A 21,373-nucleotide genomic window follows, 5' to 3' on the forward strand; every position below is an offset into this window, starting at 1 on the left:
TGCTTCTGGTTAACAAAAGCGGTGCAATATGCAAGTTTTTATTATGCGTCACGGCGACGCTGCCCTCGATGCAGCCAGCGACTCAGTTCGTCCATTAACCGTATGCGGTTGTGATGAGTCTCGTCAGATGGCAACCTGGCTGAAAGGTCAAAAAGTGGATATTGAGCGCGTTCTTGTCAGTCCCTATCTGCGTGCAGAACAGACGCTGGATATTGTTGGGGAGTGCATGAACCTGCCGAAACATGTCGACGTGATGCCGGAACTCACGCCGTGCGGCGACGTAGGCCTGGTTAGCGCCTATCTGCAGGCGCTGGCGAATGAAGGCGTGGCGACGGCGCTGGTCGTCTCCCACCTGCCGCTGGTGGGGTACCTGGTCTCAGAGCTGTGTCCGGGGGAAACGCCTCCGATGTTCACCACCTCGGCTATCGCCTGCGTGACGCTGGACGCCGACGGCAAGGGTGAATACCTCTGGCAGAAAAGCCCCTGCAATCTCAAGATGGCCAACGCCATCTGACGGCCCCGGAGCCCGCCGTTAAGGCAGCTCCGGCGGTTGCCACTCCTCTACCTCAATCAGCACCAGCAGTGCGGCGTCACCGCCGTACTCTTTTGGTGCCTGGTGAAACGCCATTATATGCGGATGTTGCGCCAGCCACAGCGGGGTTTGCTGTTTGAGAATATGTTTGCCGTGCCCGTGCATCACACAGGCGCAAAACACATGTTCGCGGCGGCAGGCGGCAATCAGCGCGCCCAGTTCCTGTTTGGCCTGCTGCTGGGTGAGCCCATGCAGATCGAGAAACAGTTCCGGCGAATAATCCCCACGGCGCAGCTTTTTCAGCTCAAAATGGCTGACGTCGGCGCGGACATATTTCGTCGAGCCTTCAGTATTCAGTAGCGGCTGAAACTCATCAGAGAAATAGTGGCTGTTATCGGCCTGTTCCTGCAGCAAACGCTTCGGAGCAACCTCAGTGACTTTCTTGCGCTGCGGACGGTGAACGATGGTGTCCTGCTTGATCTTTCGCGTGCCGGTCATTAACTGACGGAACAGCGCCTGATCCTCCTCGCTTAGCGATGTCTTCTTTTTCATTGTCCACTCTCATTAATACTTTGCGCTAGTTTACCCGACTCAATATCCCTTCGGGCAAGGAAAACCTGTTTTTTCCCCGGTCACCCCACGCAAGAATGCTGATTTATCGCCGTCTTCATGGCACACTAGCCGCCGAATTTATAGCAGAGTGTGCCCTGGAGGTTGTCGTGGATAAAATTTTTGTTGATGAGGCAGTCAATGAGCTGCATACCATTCAGGACATGCTGCGCTGGGCGGTAAGCCGTTTCAGTGCTGCTAATATCTGGTACGGTCACGGGACTGATAACCCGTGGGACGAGGCAGTACAGCTGGTGCTGCCGTCGCTCTACCTACCGCTGGATATCCCGGAAGATATGCGGACTGCGCGTCTGACCTCCAGCGAGAAACACCGCATCGTTGAGCGGGTGATCCGCCGCGTGAACGAGCGCATTCCCGTCGCCTATCTGACCAACAAAGCGTGGTTCTGCGGGCATGAGTTTTACGTCGATGAGCGGGTGCTGGTCCCGCGCTCCCCGATTGGCGAACTGATCAACAATCAGTTTGCCGGGCTGATTAACCATAAGCCGCAGCATATCCTTGATATGTGCACCGGCAGCGGCTGCATCGCCATCGCCTGCGCCTATGCTTTCCCGGAAGCCGAAGTCGACGCCGTGGATATTTCCCCGGACGCGCTGGCCGTCGCCGAGCACAACGTGGAGTCCCATGGCTTGATCCATCACGTGACGCCGATCCGCTCCGACCTGTTCCGCGATCTGCCGAAGCTGCAGTACGATCTGATCGTCACCAATCCGCCGTATGTCGATGAAGAGGACATGGCCGATCTGCCGGAAGAGTATGAGCATGAGCCGGTGCTGGGTCTGGCCTCCGGTAGCGACGGCCTGAAGCTGACGCGCCGCATCCTCGGTAACGCGCCGGATTATCTCAGCGATGACGGGATTCTGATTTGTGAAGTCGGTAACAGCATGGTACATCTGATGGAGCAATATCCGGACGTGCCGTTTACCTGGCTTGAGTTTGATAACGGCGGCGACGGTGTCTTCATGCTGACCAAACAGCAGCTGATTGACGCCCGCGCGCACTTCGGTATTTATAAAGACTAAAAAAAACAACACGCCAACATAACGAAAAAGATTGGAGCCGTGATGGCAGGAAATACAATTGGACAACTCTTTCGCGTCACTACCTTCGGCGAATCGCACGGCCTGGCGCTGGGCTGCATCGTCGACGGCGTGCCGCCGGGCATCCCGCTGACCGAAGCCGACCTGCAGCACGACCTCGATCGTCGTCGCCCGGGCACCTCGCGTTACACCACGCAGCGTCGCGAGCCGGATCAGGTCAAAATTCTTTCCGGCGTCTTCGAAGGCGTTACTACCGGGACCAGTATCGGTCTGCTGATTGAGAACACCGATCAGCGTTCGCAGGATTACGGCGCAATCAAAGATCTGTTCCGTCCGGGCCACGCCGATTACACCTACGAGCAAAAGTATGGTCTGCGCGACTATCGCGGCGGCGGTCGTTCTTCTGCGCGCGAAACCGCGATGCGCGTAGCGGCCGGGGCGATTGCCAAAAAATACCTTGCCGCGAAGTTCGGCATCGTCATTCGCGGCTGCCTGACGCAGATGGGCGATATTCCGCTGGCCATCAAAGACTGGAATCAGGTCGAGCAGAACCCGTTCTTCTGCCCGGACCCGGATAAAATCGACGCTCTGGATGAACTGATGCGCGGCCTGAAAAAAGAGGGTGACTCCATTGGCGCGAAAGTGACGGTGGTGGCTGACGGCGTACCGCCGGGCCTCGGCGAGCCGGTCTTCGATCGCCTGGATGCCGATATCGCCCACGCGCTGATGAGCATCAACGCCGTGAAAGGGGTGGAAATTGGCGACGGCTTTGAAGTGGTGAAGCTGCGCGGCAGCGAAAACCGCGATGAAATCACCAAAGACGGATTCCAGAGCAACCACGCCGGCGGCATTCTTGGCGGCATCAGCAGCGGCCAGCAGATCGTTGCCAACATCGCGCTGAAGCCTACCTCCAGTATTACCGTTCCCGGTCATACGATTAACCGCTTTGGCGAAGAAGTGGAGATGATCACCAAAGGGCGTCACGATCCGTGCGTCGGCATTCGCGCCGTACCGATCGCTGAGGCGATGCTGGCGATCGTCCTGATGGATCACTTTATGCGTCAGCGCGCGCAGAATGGCGATGTGACGACGACAATTCCACGCTGGTAACCATGAAAAACACCGTTATCGCACTGCTCGCGCTGCTGGCCAGCGCCGGTAGCCTGGCCGCGACGCCGTGGCAGAAAATATCCCAGCCGATCGGCGGCAGCGCCCAGTCAATCGGCGCATTTTCCAATGGCTGTATCGTGGGCGCCGAGGCGCTCCCTCTGAGCGCCACCGGCTATCAGGTGATGCGTACCGATCAGCGTCGCTACTTCGGTCATCCGGATCTGGTTCAGTTTATTCAGCGCCTGAGTAATCAGGTGCACAATAAAGGAATGGGAACCGTGCTGATTGGCGACATGGGGATGCCGGCAGGCGGGCGCTTTAACGGCGGTCACGCCAGTCACCAGACGGGCCTGGATGTCGATATTTTCCTCCAGCTGCCGCAAACGCGCTGGACATCGTCTCAGCTGTTGAAGCCGCAGGCGCTGGATCTGGTCGCCAGCGACGGCAAGCACGTGGTGCCGTCGCTGTGGAGCCCGCAAATCAGCCAGCTGATCAAGCTGGCGGCGGAAGATAGCGAGGTCACCCGTATTTTCGTCAACCCGGCGATTAAACAGCAACTGTGCCTGGACGCGGGCAGCGACCGCCAGTGGCTGCGTAAAGTCCGTCCCTGGTTCCAGCATCGCGCTCATATGCACGTCCGACTGCGTTGCCCGGCGGGAAGTCTGGAGTGCGAGGATCAGGCGCCACCGCCGCCCGGCGATGGCTGCGGAGCGGAGCTGCAGAGCTGGTTCGAACCACCTAAACCCGGGTCTACCCCCCCTGTGAAGAAGACGCCGCCGCCGCTGCCGCCTTCCTGCCAGGCGCTACTGGATGAGCATGTGCTGTAATGGATAGTTTTATCGAGTTGTTTGCCGTATCGCCGTTGGTGCTGGTGGTACTCTTCTTTGTCGCCATCCTGGCCGGTTTTATTGACTCACTGGCCGGAGGCGGGGGTTTACTGACCGTTCCGGCGTTGATGGCGGCAGGAATGCCACCGGCGCAGGCGCTGGCGACCAATAAGCTGCAGGCCTGCGGCGGGTCGCTATCGGCGACCCTCTATTTTGTCCGCCGTAAGGTGGTCAGCCTCGCCGATCAGAAGCTGAATATTCTGATGACCTTTATTGGCTCAACCGCTGGTGCGCTGCTGGTCCAGCACGTCCAGTCCGATATTCTTAAGCAGATCCTGCCGTTGCTGGTGATCGGCATCGGTCTCTATTTTCTGCTGATGCCGAAACTGGGTGAAGCGGACCGGCAGCGTCGGCTGTACGGTCTGCCGTTTGCGCTGGTTGCTGGCGGCAGCGTAGGATTCTACGACGGCTTTTTTGGCCCCGGCGCCGGTTCGTTTTATGCACTGGCTTTTGTCACCCTGGCCGGATTTAACCTGGCGAAGTCGACGGCCCATGCCAAGCTGCTGAACGCGACCTCAAACGTCGGCGGTCTGCTGCTGTTTATCATCGGCGGGAAGGTCATCTGGGCCACCGGCTTTGTGATGATGGCCGGCCAGTTTATTGGCGCTCGCGCCGGCTCCCGGCTGGTGCTGAGTAAAGGGCAGTCGCTGATCCGGCCGATGATCGTTATCGTCTCGGCGGTGATGAGCGCGAAGCTTCTCTATGACAGCCACGGGGCTGAGATTTTGCAGTGGTTGGGAATTCATTAATGCAACAGCAACACCATTATCAGCAGCTGATTGACCTTTTCTACAGCTGCTTTGCCGAAGAATTTAATACTCGCCTGGTAAAAGGCGACGATGAGCCGATCTACCTTCCGGCCGATGACGACACGCCCTATCACCGTATCGTGTTTGCGCACGGGTTTTTTGCCAGCGCCCTGCACGAGATTTCTCACTGGTGTGTCGCCGGCAAAGCGCGCCGCGAACGAGTCGATTTTGGCTACTGGTACTGCCCGGATGGCCGCGATGCGATGACTCAAAGCCAGTTTGAGGACGTCGAGGTGAAACCGCAGGCCTATGAGTGGCTGTTCTGCGTGGCGGCGGGATTTCCGTTTAACGTCAGCTGTGACAATCTGGAAGGAGACGTTGAGCCCGATCGCATCGCCTTCCAGCGCCGGGTTCATGCTCGGGTAATGACTTTGCTTGAACAAGGGATCCCCGAACGTCCGGCGCGTTTTATTCGCGCATTGCAACATTATTATCAAACGCCGACATTGACGGCGGAACACTTTCCGTGGCCGGAAGACCTGCACTAAGGCCACACATTACATGACAAGAGGTAAGATGATGATCGCGGAGTTTGAATCACGCATTCTGGCGCTGATTGACAACATGGTAGACCACGCCAGTGATGATGAACTGTTTGCCGGCGGTTATCTGCGCGGCCACCTGACGCTGGCGGTGGCTGAGCTGGAAGGTGAGGGCGAGCATTCTGCTGAAGCGGTAAACAGTAAGGTCAGCCAGAGCCTGGAGAAGGCCATCAGCGCTGGCGAACTGTCGCCGCCGGACCAAATTCTGGTGCAGGGGATGTGGCATAACCTGTATCAACAGGCGAAAAATCAGGCCTGAGCCATATTGTAGCCCGGGTCAGGCGTCAGCCGTACCCGGGAAATTGCCTGCCCTCATGGTTTTATTTCACCGCTTTTCCCTTCAGCAGTTTTCTCACCCACAGCCGATTCGGATTCAGCGCCGCCAGAGTATCGCTATCCAGCGGCAGCGGTTCACCGCTCATCTGCGCCGCCAGCAGCTCAGCGCTTAACGGCGCGGTGCAAAGTCCCCGCGATCCGAGCGCCCCAAGCATAAACAGGTTACGACAGACCGGCGCGCGACCGGCGTGATCCAGCTGTTCGTGGATGCTGGCGTATTGCGTCAATGTTGCCTCATAGTCTGGCACGTTGCCGACCATTGGCAGGTGATCGCGGGTGGCGCAGCGCACGCCGCAGCGGGCGGCATTGGCGCTGATATCCACGTCCAGCGTCCACTCCGCGTTCGGGAAACAGTCGATCAACCGTTGCCGGTTGTGCTGCTGATCTTCCTCGCTGAAGGTGGTGTCGGTCTTCCCGCGATGGTAGCTGGCGCCAATACAGTGCTGCTGATTTTGCGGATTATGCGGCGTCAGGTAGCCATCGTAGCACAGCACCTGGCGCAGGGCGGAAAGCCGCGGGGTGGTAGGTATATGACTGACCTGGCCGCCAACAGGGTAGACCGGCAGCTGCGCGGTTTGCGCAAAATCCGCGATGCTGTGGCCGTTCGCCAGCACCACCGCCTGATGATTGCGCTGCTGATTGAGCAGCCAGCCATCGCCCTCCGCGCTGAGCGTTTCAACGTGATAACCATAGTGCACGTGCAGTCCGCGAGTTGCCGCCAGCGCCAGCAATTCGGCGGTGAGCTGCTGCGGGCACAGCCAGCCGCCGGCCGGATAAGTGATGCCGCCGCAGCCGGTATCGACGCCGGTCAACCCGACAACCTGTTCCGCCGTCACCGCGCAGGCGATGTCCGGGGGTAAATTCAGCGCCAGCATCTGGGCGATTTTGTGCGCGCTTTTTTCATCCCAGCCGAGCTGGGTGACACCGCACCATTGATGATCGAACATCACCGGCAGCGCGTCATACATTCGGCGGGCGAAGGTAAAGGCCGTCGGGAAAAAGCGCGCCAGCGCCGGATCGTGCTGGCTTAACAGCGGATACAGCGCACCCTGGCGATTGCCGGAGGCGCTCTGCGCCGGGGCGTCGTCGGCGCAGTAGAGGGTCACCTGCCAGCCGCGGCGCAGCAGCGCAAGGGAGAGCAGGGCGCTGGCGATCCCGCCGCCGATGATGGCAGCCTCGCGGGCATCGCTGCTACTGCGAGCGAACCAGGGGACGCGCGCAGGAAAGCTCAGCGTTTGCGCCATCTCGCCGGTCAGCATCTCCCGCTTGCGGCCGAAGCCTTTGCTTTTACGCATGGTAAAGCCGGCCTCCTGCAGGCCGCGGCGGACAAACCCTGCGGAGGTAAAGGTGGCCAGTGTCCCGCCGGGCCGCGCCAGACGTGCCATGGCATTGAACAGATCCTGGGTCCACATATCGGGATTTTTGGCCGGGGCAAAGCCGTCAAGAAACCAGGCGTCCACCTGCTGGTTCAGCGAATCATCCAGCTCCCTGGTCAGCTCATTGATATCGCCAAACCACAAATCGAGCGTCACCCGCCCGCCGTCGAGCAGCAGACGATGGCATCCGCCGAAGGCCGACGGCCATTGCGCCTGCAGCTGGTGCGCCCACGGAGCCAGCTCTGGCCAGCGCTGGTGCGCCAGGCGGAGATCCTCAGCCTTTAACGGATATTTTTCAAAACTGATGAAATGTAACCTTTGCAGGGTAACGTCCGGGTTATCACGAACAAAAACGTCAAACGCCTGCCACAGGGTGAGGAAATTGAGCCCGGTACCGAAGCCGCTCTCCGCGACGATCATCAGCGGGCGAGGGTGGCTGGCGAAACGCTCCGGCAGGCGATTTCCACCGAGAAAAACGTAGCGAGTCTCTTCCAGACCGTTGTCATTGGAAAAGTAAACATCGTCGAAATCTCGGGAAACAGGTGTACCCTCAGCGTTGAATTCCAGGTTGGCGGGTTGTATGGCGTTTTGTTTCACGTAAGTTACTCGAATCACAAGGCGTAGCACGATCTTAACGATGTGTGCCTGAGGGCGCAAATTTATACACAAAATGTCTGATCGGACTTGTTCGGCGTACAAGTGTACGCTATTGTGCGACACGAAACTTAAAATAGTGCGACTTACAGAGGTATTTAATGAAACGTGCAGTGATTACTGGCTTGGGCATCGTTTCCAGCATCGGTAATAACCAGCAGGAAGTCCTGGCATCTCTGCGTGAAGGACGTTCAGGGATCACTTTCTCTCAGGAGCTTAAAGATTCAGGGATGCGCAGCCACGTATGGGGCAACGTCAAACTGGATACCACTGGCCTCATTGACCGCAAAGTAGTGCGCTTTATGAGCGACGCTTCTATCTATGCTTACCTGTCCATGGAACAGGCCGTTGCCGACGCAGGTCTGGCGCCGGAAGCATACCAGAGCAACCCGCGTGTTGGCCTGATCGCAGGCTCCGGCGGCGGCTCCCCGAAATTCCAGGTCTTCGGCGCTGATGCCATGCGTAGCCCGCGTGGTCTGAAAGCCGTGGGCCCGTATGTAGTCACGAAAGCGATGGCTTCCGGCGTTTCCGCCTGCCTCGCTACGCCGTTCAAAATCCACGGCGTTAACTACTCCATCAGCTCGGCCTGCGCCACTTCCGCTCATTGTATTGGTAACGCGGTAGAGCAGATCCAGCTGGGCAAACAGGACATCGTCTTTGCCGGCGGCGGCGAAGAGCTGTGCTGGGAAATGGCCTGCGAGTTCGACGCCATGGGCGCACTGTCCACCAAATACAACGACACCCCGGAAAAAGCGTCCCGTACTTATGATGCGAACCGTGATGGCTTCGTTATCGCCGGCGGCGGCGGTATGGTCGTGGTGGAAGAACTGGAACACGCCCTGGCGCGTGGCGCGCACATCTATGCCGAAATCGTCGGCTACGGCGCAACTTCCGATGGCGCTGACATGGTCGCCCCGTCTGGTGAAGGCGCAGTGCGCTGCATGCAGATGGCGATGCACGGTGTTGATACGCCGATCGATTACCTGAACTCCCACGGTACGTCTACTCCGGTCGGCGACGTGAAAGAGCTGGGCGCCATCCGCGAAGTGTTCGGCGACAACAGCCCGGCTATCTCGGCAACCAAAGCGATGACCGGCCACTCGCTGGGCGCGGCGGGCGTACAGGAAGCCATCTACTCCCTGCTGATGCTGGAGCACGGCTTTATCGCGCCGAGCATCAACGTCGAAGAGCTGGACGAGCAGGCTGCCGGCCTGAACATCGTCACCAAACCGACTGACGCTAAGCTGACCACCGTGATGTCCAACAGCTTCGGCTTCGGCGGCACCAACGCCACGCTGGTGATGCGTAAATACAACGCCTAATCAGTATGCGAAGTGCAGAGGGGAGCCACCGGCTCCCCTTTTTTGTTATCTTGACAGGGTAAGGGCCTGCAGGCACACTGCTGGCGGATCCATTAGTCTCTCCACTAATGCGTAAGCGTTTAACGTCAACCAACGCGCCTTAACCCTGATAATCAGGTGGAGGGGGCGTGTCGCTTTGCTCGCCTTACTCTGCGAATCTGGAGTAATGCATGTCCGCAGTTACTGAAACAACATCCCATTCTTCGGCGAATTTTTCGCTTTTCCGTATTACGTTTGCCGTCTTTTTGACCTACATGACCGTTGGTTTGCCGCTGCCGGTGATCCCGCTCTTTGTCCATCAGGAGCTGGGATTTGGCAACACCGTGGTTGGCGTGGCGGTAGGGATCCAGTTCCTCGCCACCGTTCTGACCCGGGGGTACGCCGGCCGCCTGGCAGACCAGTACGGCGCTAAACGCTCCGTCCTGCAAGGGATGCTGGCCTGCGCCCTGGCGGGCGCGGCATGGCTGGCCGCTGCGCTGTTGCCGCTGCCGGTGCTCGCCAGGCTTGGCCTGCTGCTGCTGGGCCGCCTGATCCTCGGGTTTGGCGAAAGCCAGCTGCTGACCGGTAACCTGAGCTGGGGGATGGGGCTGGTGGGGCCGGCCCGCTCCGGCAAAGTCATGTCATGGAATGGTATGGCGATGTACGGTTCGCTGGCGGTGGGCGCCCCGCTGGGATTATTGATCTATAGCCATTTCGGCGTGGCGGTGCTGGCCTGCGTCACCATGGGTTTACCGCTCGTTGCCTGGCTTATTAACGGTACCGTGCGCAAAGTGGCGGCTCACGGTGGCGAGCGGCCTTCATTATGGAGCGTCATCGGCATGATCTGGCGGCCAGGCATTGGCCTGGGCCTGCAGGGCGTTGGTTTTGCGGTGATCGGCACCTTCGTTTCCCTCTATTTCGCCAGCCATAGCTGGCCGATGGCCGGCTTTACCCTGACGGCGTTTGGCGGCGCCTTCGTCGTGATGCGTATTCTGTTTGGCTGGATGCCGGACCGGTTTGGCGGCGTCAGGGTGGCGATGGTTTCGCTGCTGATAGAGGCGGTTGGTCTGACCCTGCTGGGGCTGGCGCCGAATGCCTGGCTGGCGCTGGCCGGTGCGGCGCTAACCGGATGCGGTTGCTCACTGATTTTCCCGTCGCTCGGCGTGGAGGTGGTGAAGCGCGTTCCGGCGCAGGTGCGCGGCACCGCGCTCGGCGGCTATGCGGCCTTTCAGGACATCTCCTATGGCCTGACCGGGCCGCTGACCGGCCTGCTGGCGACCTCGCTGGGCTACTCGTCGGTGTTCCTTGCCGGCGCCCTCTGCGCGGCGCTGGGGATCCTCGTCACCCTCGTCTCTTTTCGCCGCCCGGGTTAAGTTATTGTCCGGTCTTGCTTGCGGGCAGACCGGACGCCGTCTGTCGCGGCAGATAATACTTCACCTGGAATTCAAACATATTGGTATACAGAATGGAATAATCGATAGGCTGGTGGTGTTCATCAATCGCCTGCGTCTGCATGCGGATAATCGGATCTTTAGCGCTGATATGCAGGAGGGTTGCCAGCTCAGGCGTTGGGAGCACCGGCACTATTGATTCGTAACATCCATTTATTCTTACCCCACATTCGTTTTCTATATATGAAAACTTCGATTTCTTCATATGCGCGATGGTCAGATCGGGAAAACGGGTCGCGGAGAGCCAAGTTTCTTCTAATTGCATGGCAATATTATCGATAAAACGTAATCTCTTAGCATAATATACCGCTTCGCCATGCTGCAATTGCAGTCCACGGGCAATTTCCTCCGACGCTGGCTGTAACTCGAATTTGAGGATCTGGCTGGAGGGCGTTTTCCCCTGATTACGGGCAATTTCGGTAAAACTGTCTAAGTGTGTCACCGACGCCTGGAAATGCTTATTTCTAATCCATGTACCTGAGCCATGTCGGCGTTCGATTAAACCATCCTCTTCCAGGGTTTTCAGCGCCTTACGTAACGTATTGCGTGAAACATCATAAAGTTCTGCCAACTCTTTTTCGGCCGGCAGAAGATCGCCAATGTTGTAGAATGGGCTATTAATTTTGTTTTTAAGCAAATTGACGATATTTTTGTAAACCACTTTTGAACCTCCACAATCCCTTTGGAAACATGGGCTTGCTAACGTATGTTGTTAAATACAGGGCAAGACGTTCATTTTTTGCTTTGCTTCTGCACCACTTTGGTATGGCTAACTGTGATCAAAACCGCGGTTAAGAAAATTAACAATTATTAAAGTGCTCGTCAATTGAGGTCATAAATAAAACAGGAAGGGGTAATGCAAAATATATTATTAGTATGTGCGGCGGGAATGTCGACCAGTATGCTGGTGAAACGCATGCAGGAGCAGGCTGTAAATATTAAGGCTCAGGTTAATATCAATGCGCTGGCCATTTCTGAAGCTAAAGAAAAAATTAAGAACAATGAAGTAGATGTCGTCCTTTTGGGACCACAGGTCCGCTTTCAAAAAAAGGAAATAGAAGAGGTGGCTCAGGGAAAAATACCCGTGGCGGTGATTGACATGAAATATTATGGGCAAATGGACGGTAAAGCTGTTCTGGAAAGTGCGCTGGCATTATTGGCAAACCAATAGTTTTCTCATTTATCCCCGTTATCGTGTGGGTACTTTCGTTGCTGCCCTGGGCTGCTGCGGCTAAAAAACACGATGACGTTAATAAATTATTATGAATAAGGGTTCGTCATGAGTTTCATGGATACCTTTGAGCGCGGCATGGAAAAAATCCTCGTGCCTGTCGCGATTAAGTTAAATTCTCAGATCCACGTTTCAGCGATTCGCGATGCGTTTATTCTTTCGTTTCCCATCGTCATGGCCAGTTCGCTGATTATTCTTATCAACTTTGCTATTTTGTCGCCTGACGGATTTATCGCCAGTATTCTGCATTTAGGGACGATATTCCCCCACCTCGCGGAGGCGCAGCAGATTTTCACCCCGGTAATGAACGGTTCGGTCAATATTATGGCGATATTGATCACCTTTCTGGTGGCGCGCAATATGGCGATCAGCTATCAGCAGGACGATCTCCTGTGCGGCCTGACGGCGATCGGCGCCTTTTTTGTGGTGTACACGCCTTATACCATCATTGATGGCCAGGCCTATCTGGCGACCAAATATCTTGGCCCGCAGGGGTTGTTTGTGGCGATTATCGTCGCGCTGATTTCCAGCGAAGTCTTTTGCCGCCTGGCGCGCAACCCAAGGGTGACCATCACGATGCCGGCTGCGGTGCCGCCGGCGGTGGCGCGTTCCTTTAAGGTGTTGTTGCCGATCTTCTTCGTGATGATCTTCTTTTCGATCCTCAACTATCTGTTGACGCGTATTTCGCCTAACGGTCTTAACGATCTGATCTATACCCTTATTCAGGCCCCGCTGAAGGATATGGGGACCAACATCGTGACGGTTCTGGTGCTGGGGCTGGTGGCGAATTTCCTGTGGGTGCTGGGGATCCATGGGCCGAACACCGTGGCCGCCATCCGCGAGACCATCTTCTCGGAAGCCAACCTCGAAAATCTCTCCTATGCCGCCTCGCATGGCAGCACCTGGGGAGCGCCGTACCCCATCACATGGACTGGCATCAACGATGCGTTTGCTAACTGCGGCGGGTCGGGTATGACGCTGGGCCTGTTACTGGCCATCTTTATTGCCTCCCGGCGCAAAGACTACCGTGACCTGGCAAAAATGGCCTTCGTGCCGGGCCTGTTTAACATCAATGAACCGGTGATGTTTGGCCTGCCGATTGTGCTTAACCCCATCCTGGTGATCCCGTTTATTCTGGTGCCGTTTGTGAATTCATTGATCGGTTATTTCTTTATTAGCATGGAGTTTATTCCGCCGATTGCTTACGCCGTACCCTGGACTACGCCCGGGCCGCTTATCGCCTTCTTTGGCACCGGCGGCAACTGGCTGGCGCTGTTTGTCGGCATTCTGTGCCTCGCGGTTTCAACACTCATTTACTTACCGTTTGTGATTGCCGCTAACAAGGTCAATACCGCGGCGGCGACCGACCAGGAGGATGGCGATGTTTGCAGATGAAAGTACGGTCATGGAGTTGCTGATTTATGCTGGTCAGGCGCGATCAGACGCCATGGAGGCGATTGCCGCCTCCCGGCAGCGGGAATGGGGGCGGGCAGCGGATTTGATGGCCAGCTCGGAAGCGGCCTGTCGGGCAGCGCATAAGATCCAAACGGCGTTGATAGGTGAGGACGAAGGCTGCGGAAAAATCACCGTTAACCTTATTCTGGTGCACGCCCAGGATCACTTAATGACCGCGATGCTGTGCCAGGATTTAGCCAAAGAAATTATTGCCCTGCGCCAGGAGCGCTCTGCCTGATTTACCCGCCTTCAGCCGTTCTGGCTGAAGGCCAATTATAACAATATGTAAAGGTACCCTATGTATTCAAGTCAATTGAAGGTGAGCTTATTGTCTTTATCGGTACTGCTGGCTATTTCGACAAGTGATGTGATGGCGGCTAAATTAACCATTGAACAGCGTCTGGAATTACTGGAGTCTGAACTGTCGGCGAATAAAAAAGAGCTACAAAAAACGCAATCACAATTATCGACCTATAAAGGTAAGGTGGCCGAATTACAAAAAAGTATTAAGGAGAATGAAAAACGTCATGTCACGACGGGTTATCCGACAACAACGTCGCCGGTGGCGGAAAATATAGCCAATGAAAATAATGAACTGAGTAAAAAGGCGGCTCCGGTGCAGGTGAAAGCCACTCAGCAGGTGGCGGTTATTGATACCGAAGGCCAGAAGCCGAAACTGGAAAGCGTCACCCTGAAGGACATCAGTAAATTTGTTAAAGATGATATTGGCTTTAGCTACCAGGGGTACTTCCGTTCCGGCTGGGGAACATCAAATCACGGATCGTCGCAGACCTACGCCCCCGGCTCGCTGGGTCGTTTCGGTAATGAAATGAGTGGCTGGTTCGACTTAACGTTGAATCAGCGGGTCTATAACCAGGATGGCAAAACGGCGAATGCCGTTGTGACGTACGACGGTAACGTCGGCGAGCAGTATAACGACGCCTGGTTTGCTGGCCAGGATACCGACAGCATTTTGCAGTTTAGTGATATTTATCTGACCACCAAAGGTTTCCTGCCGTTCGCGCCAGAGGCAGATTTCTGGGTCGGCAAACATAAACTGCCCGAGTATGAAATTCAGATGCTGGACTGGAAGTCGCTGACCACCGACGTTGCGGCCGGGGTCGGGATCCAGAACTGGGCGCTGGGGGTTGGTCAGCTGGATGCGTCCATCAGCAGGAACGACGTCGACGTATATTCACGAGATTTCACACAAACCACTCAGATGAACACCAACTCAGTCGACCTGCGCTATCGCAATATTCCCCTGTGGCAGTCGGGGTCTCTGTCGCTAATGGGCAAATATGCGTTCGCAAATAAAAATGACGAGCAGGAGAGAAACGAGGATAACAACAGCTACTTCCGGTTCAAAGATACCTGGATGGCCACCGCCATTATTCGTCAGGAGCTGGAGCGCAAGGGCTTTAACGAATTTACGCTGCAGGTGGCGAACAACTCGTACGCCAGCAGTTTCGCCAACTTCTCCGGCGCCAGTAACTCCATGGCCAGCGGGCGCTATTACTATGGCGATCATACCAACGGCGTGGCCTGGCGTCTGATCTCGCAGGGGGAAATGTATCTCGCCGATCGCATTATCATGGCCAATTCGCTGGTGTGGGCCCATGGCAATGATGTGTATAGCTATGAAAGCGGAGCGCACAGCGATTTCGACAGCCTGCGCGCGGTGATCCGCCCGGCGTGGATATGGGACACCTGGAACCAGACCGGGGTCGAGCTGGGGTGGTTTACCCAGAAAAACAACACCCGTCAGGGCGACGATCTGCAGGAGTCAGCGTATAAAACGACGTTGTACCATGCGCTGAAGGTTGGGCCGAGCCTGCTGGGGTCACGTCCTGAAATTCGCTTTTATGGTACGTATATCAATATTCTCGATAACCAGTTGTCGCAGTTTGCGTTCAACGACGACAGCAAAGATGAGTTTATGGTTGGCGTTCAGGCCGAGGTGTGGTGGTAACCGGCAAATCACTTAACGGGCGCCCGCATGAGGCAGGCGCGCTTTCCTACGGTGTGGGCTACAGCAGGAGCCAAAGCAGGAGGAGCAGGATCAGCACACCGCCCAGCGCCAGCTGCCACGGCTTAGCGGCCCATGCTCGCGTCGGCGCGGGCTCTTCCTGCGGGATGGCCAGCGTCTCCTGGGCGCGGGCTACCCGCAGCACAAACACCTTGTTCAACAGCGCCAGGATCTGCGCTGGGCTCAGCGTCGTCTGCGGGGTGACCTGCCAGCTGCGACGGGCAAAGTCGACAATCTTTTGCCATTCTGCGGCCTCCAGCGGCTGCTTGAGCGCACCCTGCAGCGAGGTGAGCGTGGGCGCGCTTTGCGCACTCAGCGTTTGCCGCGCCTGCAGCCAGTATGAAAGCGGCGTGAAGTGCGTCGCCGGGATAAGCTCTCCGGATTTGACGCCGCAAAGTTCCAGCATGGATTGCCAAATCAGCTTGCTCGGTTCGCCGGTGGCAGCCGCCAGCTTAGTCACCAGCTGATTGAGCGTGTTGTGCTCGGCCGGCAACAGCGGGCGCAGGGTCGGCGGGCGCTGCTGCGGTTGCGGGATCGATAGCTGGCCGCGCTGCAGCAGGTGCAGAATGTTCTCCAGCTGCGGCTGGCTTAGCGCATGCAGCGCCGTTTGCCCATAATGTTGACGAATATAATCGCTGACCGCCTGACGGTTATTGCCCTGACCCAGCAGATCGCTGAGCTGCGCCAGCGTCTGGCGATGATGATGATTATCCTGAGCGGCGGCTAAGCGCTGGTTGAGACTGGCCTCCGCGGCGCTGAAATGGCAGGCCAGCAGCGGCGTGTCGCCTTTCAGTCCGAGATCATGCTTGACGCAGGCCCACACTTCCGCATTCTGCTGCGAGGTCAGCGCCACCAGGCGCGTGATCAGTCGCTCCAGAACGGTGCGTTGCTGCATGGAAAGCGAAGGTTCGCCGGTGGCGGCAGTGCCTGATGGACCTCGCCCCGGAGGGCGGTCTGGCATATCTGCAAGGGGGTGCGTCATGATTCATCCTTTCGATATCGCGGTGCTGGAACCAGGTGATGAGTATGCCTGGCGGCCAGATTATGGCACACTTCCCCGGTTAACTCTCGTTCTCAGACAGGTACTGAACTGTGAAAATCCTCGTTGATGAAAATATGCCCTATGCCCGTGAGCTTTTTAGCCGTTTAGGCGATGTGCAAGCGGTTCCGGGGCGTCCGGTCCCGGCTGAGGCCCTGACCGATGCGGATGCCTTAATGGTACGCTCGGTCACCCGGGTCAATGAAGCATTGCTCTCCGGTAAGGCCGTTAAGTTCGTCGGCACCGCTACCGCTGGCACCGATCACGTCGATCAGGCGTGGCTGCAGCAGGCAGGGATTGGTTTCTCCGCGGCGCCCGGCTGCAACGCCATTGCGGTGGTGGAGTATGTCTTTTCATCGCTACTGATGTTGGCCGAACGCGACGGTTTCGCGCTGCGCGATCGTACCGTCGGGATCGTTGGCGTCGGCAACGTCGGTGGACGACTGCAAAAACGGCTGGAAGCGCTGGGGATCAAAACGCTGCTCTGCGATCCGCCGCGCGCCGATCGCGGAGACGAAGGCGATTTCCGCTCCCTCGATGCGCTGGTTCAGGAAGCTGATATTCTCACCTTCCATACCCCACTGTATAAAGAAGGGCCATATAAAACCCTGCATCTGGCGGATGAGTCGCTGATTAGCCGTCTGAAGCCAGGAACGATTTTGATCAACGCCTGCCGCGGACCGGTGGTAGATAACGCTGCGCTGCTGAAACGGCTGGAAGCTGGACAGCCGCTGAGCGTAGTGCTGGACGTCTGGGAGCCGGAGCCGGATCTTAACGTAGAGCTTCTTAAGCGAGTGGATATCGGTACCGCGCATATCGCTGGCTACACCCTCGAAGGGAAAGCGCGCGGGACAACGCAGGTTTTTGAAGCCTACAGCGCCTTTATCGGCCATCCGCAGCAGGTGGCGCTGGATACCCTGTTGCCAGCGCCGGAATTTGGCCGCATCACCCTGCATGGGCCGCTCGATCAGCCGACGCTGAAAAGGCTGGTCCACTTGGTGTATGATGTGCGCCGCGATGATGCGCCGCTGCGGAAGGTGGCCGGCGTCGCCGGTGAATTTGACAAGCTGCGTAAAAACTATCAGGAACGCCGCGAATGGTCTTCGCTGTACGTACAGTGCAGCGATGCGCAGGCGGCGACGCTATTGCGCCAGCTCGGTTTTAACGCTGTGCATCATCCTGTTCGTTAATGTCTTCTTAATGCCCCTGCCGGATACTCCGGCAGGGCCGCTTTATTTCTGGAGTAAACCACCATGTCTGAAGGCTGGAATATTGCCGTACTGGGCGCAACGGGCGCCGTAGGCGAAGCCCTGCTCGAAACTCTTGCTGAACGCCAGTTCCCGGTGGGGGAGATTTTTGCTCTGGCGCGCAATGAAAGCGCGGGCGAACATCTGCGTTTTGGTGGCAAGTCAGTGATCGTCAAAGACGCTGCCGAGTTTGACTGGACCCAGGCCCAGTTGGCTTTCTTCGCCGCCGGCGTCGAAGCCAGCGCGGCGTATATTGAAGACGCCACCAACGCCGGGTGTCTGGTTATCGATCTCAGCGGCCTGTTTGCGCTGGAGCCAGACGTACCGCTGGTGGTGCCGGACGTGAATCCGTTCGTGTTAGGCGATTACCGCAACCGCAATCTGATTGCCGTGCCCAATAGCCTGACCAGCCAGCTGCTGACGGCGCTCAAGCCGCTTATCGACCAGGGCGGGCTGTCGCGGATCAGCGTCACCAACCTGCTCTCCGCCTCGGGGCAGGGGAAAAAAGCGGTGGATGCGCTGGCAGGGCAGAGCGCCAAGCTGCTGAACGGCATCCCCATCGATGAAGACGATTTCTTTGGCCGCCAGCTGGCGTTCAACATGCTGCCGCTGCTGCCGGATCGGGAAGGTAGCGTGCGCGAAGAGCGCCGTATCGTCGATGAAGCGCGCAAAATTCTTCAGGATGACGGGCTGATGATCTCCGCCAACGTGGTCCAGTCGCCGGTCTTCTACGGCCATGCGCAGATGGTGAACTTTGAAGCGATGCGTCCGCTGGCGGCGGAAGAGGCGCGTGACGCCTTTACCCGCGGCGAGGATATCGAACTTTCTGAAGAGGGAGAATTCCCGACCCAGGTTGGCGATGCCTCCGGCAACGCTCGTCTCTCCATCGGCTGCGTGCATAACGATTACGGCATGCCGGAGCAGATTCAGTTCTGGTCCGTCGCGGATAACGTGCGCTTCGGCGGGGCGCTGATGGCGGTGAAAATCGCCGAGAAGCTGATTGAGGAGTACCTGTACTGATGTCTGAGATGGAGCAACAGCCGATCTTTAAAATCGCGCTGGGCATCGAGTACGACGGTAGCAAATATTACGGCTGGCAACGGCAAAACGAAGTGCGCAGTGTGCAGGAGAAGCTGGAAAAGGCGCTCTCGCAGGTGGCGAACGAACCGATTACCGTCTTTTGCGCTGGCCGCACCGACGCCGGTGTCCATGGCACCGGCCAGGTGGTGCATTTCGAAACCCGGGCGCAGCGTAAAGATGCCGCCTGGACGCTGGGGGTAAATGCGAATTTACCTGGTGACATCGCGGTGCGTTGGGTTAAACATGTGCCAGCGGACTTTCACGCCAGGTTCAGCGCTACGGCGCGCCGTTATCGCTACGTCATCTATAATCATCGCCTGCGCCCGGCGGTGCTAAGTCATGGCGTGACGCATTTTCACCAGCCGCTCGACGCCGAGCGCATGCAGCGCGCTGCGCAGTGTCTGCTGGGCGAGAATGACTTTACCTCGTTTCGCGCGGTACAGTGCCAGTCGCGTACCCCGTGGCGGAATGTGATGCATATTAACGTTACCCGCTACGGCGCGTATGTGGTGGTGGATATCAAAGCGAATGCCTTTGTACATCATATGGTCAGGAATATTGTGGGCAGCCTGATGGAAGTCGGGGCCGGAAACCAGCCAGAGAGCTGGATGGCAGAACTGCTGGCAGCAAAAGACAGGACGCTCGCTGCGGCAACGGCAAAAGCGGAAGGGTTGTATCTGGTGTCGGTGGATTACCCGGCCCACTATGATTTACCGGTGCTGCCAATGGGCCCGCTGTTTCTGGCGGACTAATAGAGTCATTAAGGGTAAAGACAAACATGGACTTGATTCACTTTTTAATTGATTTCATCCTGCATATTGATGTGCACCTTGCCGAACTGGTTGCCCAGTACGGCGTCTGGGTTTATGCCATTCTGTTTTTGATTCTGTTCTGCGAAACCGGGCTGGTGGTGACGCCATTCCTGCCGGGCGATTCCTTGCTGTTCGTCGCGGGCGCGCTCTCGGCGCTGCCGACGAACGATCTCAATGTTCACCTGATGGTACTGCTGATGGTCATCGCGGCCATCGTCGGCGATGCGGTCAACTACACCATTGGCCGACTGTTCGGCGAGAAGCTGTTTAGTAATCCGAACTCGAAGATTTTCCGTCGTAGCTATCTGGATAAAACCCATAGCTTCTATGAACGTCACGGCGGAAAAACCATTATCCTGGCGCGCTTTGTGCCGATAGTCCGAACCTTCGCGCCGTTTGTGGCGGGAATGGGGCATATGTCCTATCGTCATTTTGCAGCCTATAACGTGGTCGGGGCGCTGCTGTGGGTGCTGCTGTTCACCTACGCCGGCTATCTGTTTGGCGATCTGCCGGTGGTGCAGGAGAACCTGAAGCTGCTGATCGTGGCGATCATCGTCCTCTCCGTCCTGCCGGGTGTGATTGAGATCATCCGCCATAAGCGGGCGGCGTCAAAGCAGGCGAAGTAGTTCGCCCTGCGCTGCGCGTGACCGAACATGATCGTCGCGCGCAGCGGTTTGACCACTTTTTTATCCCATGTTCCGGGATGATATGATTTAATGTGCAACATTCATGGTCTGTAAGAGGCAAAAATGGCATTATGCGCCCCTTACGACAAAACTGGCATCGACCAGGTTCAGGCAGAAAGGTTATCAATGAGCTGGATTGAACGAATTAAAAGCAACATCACTCCCACCCGCAAGGCGAGCATTCCTGAGGGTGTATGGACCAAGTGCGATAGCTGCGGTCAGGTACTCTACCGCGCCGAGCTGGAGCGCAACCTGGAGGTTTGTCCTAAGTGCGATCACCATATGCGCATGTCGGCGCGTAATCGCCTGCATAGCCTGTTGGATGAAGGTTCTCTGGTAGAACTGGGTAGCGAACTTGAGCCAAAAGATGTGCTGAAGTTCCGCGATTCAAAAAAATACAAAGACCGCCTGGCGTCCGCTCAGAAAGAGACGGGCGAGAAAGACGCGCTGGTGGTAATGAAAGGTACGCTCTACGCGATGCCGGTGGTTGCCGCCGCCTTTGAGTTCTCCTTTATGGGGGGCTCGATGGGTTCCGTCGTCGGCGCACGCTTTGTGCGCGCCGTGGAGCAGGCGCTGGAAGACAACTGCCCGCTGATCTGCTTCTCCGCCTCCGGCGGCGCCCGTATGCAGGAAGCGCTGATGTCGCTGATGCAGATGGCGAAAACCTCCGCCGCACTGGCGAAAATGCAGGAGCGCGGGCTGCCGTACATCTCCGTGCTGACCGACCCGACCATGGGCGGCGTATCGGCGAGCTTTGCGATGCTGGGCGATCTGAACATTGCCGAGCCGAAAGCGCTGATCGGCTTTGCCGGTCCTCGCGTAATTGAGCAGACCGTACGCGAGAAGCTGCCGCCGGGATTCCAGCGCAGCGAGTTTCTGATTGAAAAAGGGGCGATCGATATGATCGTTCGCCGCCCGGAAATGCGTCTCAAGCTGGCCAGCATTCTGGCGAAGCTGATGAACCTGCCGGCGCCGGTTGCCGTTTCGGAAGCGCCTCATGAAGGCGTGGTGGTGCCGTCGGCACCGGATCAGGAACCTGAGGCCTGATAAAGCAGAGGGCAGGGCCTGGCGGCGCTGCCCTTTTTTA

22 protein-coding genes are annotated in these 21,373 nt (G+C 57.3%); 18 read left to right on the forward strand and 4 right to left on the reverse strand.

Going from position 1 to position 21,373, the window contains the following annotated elements; translation table 11 throughout:
- The first annotated feature begins 28 nt into the window (after positions 1-28).
- Positions 29-514: a phosphohistidine phosphatase SixA gene (gene sixA / locus CW267_RS14200; protein WP_008803906.1), complete on the forward strand. Its 486-nt coding sequence runs from the start codon at positions 29-31 to the stop codon at positions 512-514.
- A gap of 18 nt (positions 515-532) precedes the next feature.
- On the opposite strand, the gene smrB is transcribed toward sixA, so the two are convergent.
- On the reverse strand, positions 533-1,084 hold the full coding sequence (gene smrB, locus CW267_RS14205; protein WP_008803907.1) for an endonuclease SmrB: 552 nt from the start codon (positions 1,082-1,084) through the stop codon (positions 533-535).
- A gap of 167 nt (positions 1,085-1,251) precedes the next feature.
- Here smrB and prmB point away from each other — a divergent pair, with 167 nt between their 5' ends.
- Genes prmB through CW267_RS14235 form a run of 6 tightly spaced genes read left to right on the forward strand, consistent with a single transcriptional unit; the run spans position 1,252 to position 5,809 of the window.
- On the forward strand, positions 1,252-2,184 hold the full coding sequence (prmB, locus tag CW267_RS14210) for a 50S ribosomal protein L3 N(5)-glutamine methyltransferase (protein ID WP_002913346.1): 933 nt from the start codon (positions 1,252-1,254) through the stop codon (positions 2,182-2,184).
- 42 nt (positions 2,185-2,226) lie between these two features.
- Complete coding sequence (gene aroC / locus CW267_RS14215; protein ID WP_012540962.1) at positions 2,227-3,312, forward strand: chorismate synthase; 1,086 nt, start codon at positions 2,227-2,229, stop codon at positions 3,310-3,312.
- Between the two features lie 2 nt (positions 3,313-3,314).
- Positions 3,315-4,139, forward strand: coding sequence for a penicillin-insensitive murein endopeptidase (gene mepA, locus CW267_RS14220; protein WP_008803910.1), 825 nt, complete (start codon positions 3,315-3,317; stop codon positions 4,137-4,139).
- A complete protein-coding gene (locus tag CW267_RS14225) occupies positions 4,139-4,948 on the forward strand; it encodes a sulfite exporter TauE/SafE family protein (RefSeq protein ID WP_008803911.1) in 810 nt (269 codons plus the stop codon). The genes mepA and CW267_RS14225 overlap by 1 nt, the downstream gene beginning before the upstream one ends.
- Entirely contained in the window at positions 4,948-5,496 is a 549-nt protein-coding gene (locus tag CW267_RS14230; RefSeq protein ID WP_100781321.1) for an elongation factor P hydroxylase, read from the forward strand. Before CW267_RS14225 ends, CW267_RS14230 begins: the two co-directional genes overlap by 1 nt.
- Positions 5,497-5,527: 31 nt before the next feature.
- On the forward strand, positions 5,528-5,809 hold the full coding sequence (locus CW267_RS14235) for a YfcL family protein (protein WP_008803913.1): 282 nt from the start codon (positions 5,528-5,530) through the stop codon (positions 5,807-5,809).
- Positions 5,810-5,870: 61 nt separating this feature from the next.
- Here the strand turns inward: CW267_RS14235 and mnmC are convergent, their stop codons facing one another.
- Positions 5,871-7,859, reverse strand: coding sequence for a bifunctional tRNA (5-methylaminomethyl-2-thiouridine)(34)-methyltransferase MnmD/FAD-dependent 5-carboxymethylaminomethyl-2-thiouridine(34) oxidoreductase MnmC (mnmC, locus tag CW267_RS14240; RefSeq protein WP_100781320.1), 1,989 nt, complete (start codon positions 7,857-7,859; stop codon positions 5,871-5,873).
- A 158-nt stretch (positions 7,860-8,017) separates the two neighbouring features.
- On the opposite strand from mnmC, the gene fabB reads away from it, so the two are divergent.
- Together fabB and CW267_RS14250 are read left to right on the forward strand one after the other, a co-directional pair.
- Positions 8,018-9,238 (forward strand): beta-ketoacyl-ACP synthase I, encoded by a 1,221-nt coding sequence (gene fabB, locus CW267_RS14245; protein ID WP_008803915.1) that lies wholly within the window; start codon positions 8,018-8,020, stop codon positions 9,236-9,238.
- 209 nt (positions 9,239-9,447) lie between these two features.
- Positions 9,448-10,629: an MFS transporter gene (locus CW267_RS14250; RefSeq protein WP_008803916.1), complete on the forward strand. Its 1,182-nt coding sequence runs from the start codon at positions 9,448-9,450 to the stop codon at positions 10,627-10,629.
- Between the two features lies 1 nt (position 10,630).
- On the opposite strand, the gene CW267_RS14255 is transcribed toward CW267_RS14250, so the two are convergent.
- Entirely contained in the window at positions 10,631-11,368 is a 738-nt protein-coding gene (locus CW267_RS14255; protein WP_012540966.1) for a GntR family transcriptional regulator, read from the reverse strand.
- 195 nt (positions 11,369-11,563) lie between these two features.
- Between CW267_RS14255 and CW267_RS14260 the strand changes: the two genes are divergently transcribed.
- The 4 genes from CW267_RS14260 (at position 11,564) to CW267_RS14275 (ending at position 15,365) form a co-directional block, all read left to right on the forward strand.
- Entirely contained in the window at positions 11,564-11,878 is a 315-nt protein-coding gene (locus CW267_RS14260) for a PTS sugar transporter subunit IIB (RefSeq protein ID WP_046621457.1), read from the forward strand.
- A 108-nt stretch (positions 11,879-11,986) separates the two neighbouring features.
- Complete coding sequence (locus CW267_RS14265) at positions 11,987-13,333, forward strand: PTS sugar transporter subunit IIC (RefSeq protein ID WP_012967497.1); 1,347 nt, start codon at positions 11,987-11,989, stop codon at positions 13,331-13,333.
- A complete protein-coding gene (locus tag CW267_RS14270) occupies positions 13,320-13,631 on the forward strand; it encodes a PTS lactose/cellobiose transporter subunit IIA (RefSeq protein WP_038421566.1) in 312 nt (103 codons plus the stop codon). The genes CW267_RS14265 and CW267_RS14270 overlap by 14 nt, the downstream gene beginning before the upstream one ends.
- Positions 13,632-13,691: 60 nt before the next feature.
- Complete coding sequence (locus tag CW267_RS14275) at positions 13,692-15,365, forward strand: carbohydrate porin (protein WP_100781319.1); 1,674 nt, start codon at positions 13,692-13,694, stop codon at positions 15,363-15,365.
- 58 nt (positions 15,366-15,423) lie between these two features.
- On the opposite strand, the gene flk is transcribed toward CW267_RS14275, so the two are convergent.
- Positions 15,424-16,404 carry a flagella biosynthesis regulator Flk gene (gene flk / locus CW267_RS14280; RefSeq protein ID WP_016161596.1) on the reverse strand — a complete coding sequence of 327 codons (981 nt, stop codon included), beginning with the start codon at positions 16,402-16,404 and terminating at the stop codon, positions 15,424-15,426.
- Between the two features lie 110 nt (positions 16,405-16,514).
- Between flk and pdxB the strand changes: the two genes are divergently transcribed.
- The 5 genes from pdxB to accD all read left to right on the forward strand — a co-directional run bounded on the left by pdxB (position 16,515) and on the right by accD (position 21,333).
- Positions 16,515-17,651, forward strand: coding sequence for a 4-phosphoerythronate dehydrogenase PdxB (pdxB, locus tag CW267_RS14285; protein WP_063266736.1), 1,137 nt, complete (start codon positions 16,515-16,517; stop codon positions 17,649-17,651).
- Positions 17,652-17,714: 63 nt separating this feature from the next.
- Complete coding sequence (locus CW267_RS14290; RefSeq protein ID WP_012967501.1) at positions 17,715-18,728, forward strand: aspartate-semialdehyde dehydrogenase; 1,014 nt, start codon at positions 17,715-17,717, stop codon at positions 18,726-18,728.
- On the forward strand, positions 18,728-19,540 hold the full coding sequence (gene truA / locus CW267_RS14295) for a tRNA pseudouridine(38-40) synthase TruA (RefSeq protein ID WP_008803925.1): 813 nt from the start codon (positions 18,728-18,730) through the stop codon (positions 19,538-19,540). The genes CW267_RS14290 and truA overlap by 1 nt, the downstream gene beginning before the upstream one ends.
- 26 nt (positions 19,541-19,566) lie before the next feature.
- On the forward strand, positions 19,567-20,226 hold the full coding sequence (locus CW267_RS14300) for a DedA family protein (protein ID WP_008803926.1): 660 nt from the start codon (positions 19,567-19,569) through the stop codon (positions 20,224-20,226).
- Positions 20,227-20,412: 186 nt separating this feature from the next.
- Positions 20,413-21,333 (forward strand): acetyl-CoA carboxylase, carboxyltransferase subunit beta, encoded by a 921-nt coding sequence (gene accD, locus CW267_RS14305; RefSeq protein WP_100781318.1) that lies wholly within the window; start codon positions 20,413-20,415, stop codon positions 21,331-21,333.
- The last annotated feature ends 40 nt before the right edge of the window (positions 21,334-21,373 follow it).

Origin of the sequence: Klebsiella sp. X1-16S-Nf21, assembly GCF_002837615.1 — a bacterium.
In the GTDB taxonomy this organism is placed as follows: domain Bacteria; phylum Pseudomonadota; class Gammaproteobacteria; order Enterobacterales; family Enterobacteriaceae; genus Klebsiella; species Klebsiella variicola.